Consider the following 650-nt stretch of genomic DNA (forward strand, 5'->3'; position numbering starts at 1 on the left):
GGCGGCGATACCACCCCGCCTGAAGCACCGACCAATCTGGTGATCGGCGTTGCCGGCAGCCAACTCAGTGGTCGAGGCGAAGTCGGCTCTACCGTGCAGGTACGTGACGCGACCGGCAACATCCTCGCGACTGGCACCGTCGCTGCAGATGGCACCTTCGTCATCGCCCTGGACCCCGCCGTGAACGATGGCAGCACCTTACAAGTCACCCTCACCGACGCTGCCGGCAACGTATCCCAACCAGGCTCGGTCACCTCGGCCGACTTGCTGCCGCCCGCACAACCGACTGACCTGGCCCTAGCCGATGGTGTCACCTTCACCGGTCGCGGCGAACCCGGCGCTAACGTGCAGGTACGCGATGCTGGCGGTGCTGTCATCGGTACTGGTGTCGTCGGTGCCGACGGCCTGTTCAGCCTCACCCTGTCGCCTGCCCAGGCCAACGGCGAAGCCCTCGACGTACGCTTGGTGGATGCTGACGGCAACGCCTCTGCGCCGCTGCAATTCGATGCGCCGGACATCACACCGCCTGACGCAGTAACCAATATTACAGTTGGTGCTGACGGCCTGGCCCTGAGCGGTCGCGGCGAGCCGGGTGCCACTGTCGAAGTGCGCGATGCCAATGGCACTGTGATCGGCACGGGTGTCGTGGG

1 protein-coding gene is annotated in these 650 nt (G+C 65.7%); it reads left to right on the top strand.

Features of this window, described 5'->3' with window-relative positions; genetic code table 11:
• The coding region (locus ACF8Q6_RS16800; RefSeq protein WP_392492782.1) for an Ig-like domain-containing protein at positions 1–650 on the top strand (650 nt) is incomplete at both ends.

Source organism: Pseudomonas sp. GLN_2, from assembly GCF_043106005.1.
GTDB lineage: Bacteria > Pseudomonadota > Gammaproteobacteria > Pseudomonadales > Pseudomonadaceae > Aquipseudomonas > Aquipseudomonas alloputida.